1 protein-coding gene is annotated in these 237 nt (G+C 51.1%); it reads left to right on the top strand.

Features of this window, described 5'->3' with window-relative positions:
* Positions 1 to 237 (top strand): hypothetical protein (locus ACO0LH_RS28715; protein ID WP_422944565.1); only part of this gene is annotated, 237 nt, incomplete at both ends.

Genomic DNA, 237 nt, shown 5'->3' with positions numbered 1-237 from the left:
GCGCTGGTGCTGACCGCGTTGTCCTGCTGGGTAACTATGTTGCCGGTACGTACAACGTTGTTGAAAACGGTGTGAACCTCAATACACAATCCACAGCAACTGCTGTTGCGCGCGTTGTGACAGACACAATCAATCTGGGTGCAGGTAACGATACACTGGTCACTTACGGTGCGATCAATCTGGCTGGTGCGACACTGTCAGGTATCGAAACAATTCAGGCAAACTCTGCTGTTGTGA

This window comes from Undibacterium sp. TJN19 (assembly GCF_049339485.1).
Taxonomy (GTDB): Bacteria; Pseudomonadota; Gammaproteobacteria; order Burkholderiales; family Burkholderiaceae_D; genus Undibacterium.
This window is presented reverse-complemented; position numbering and strand designations above follow the sequence as displayed.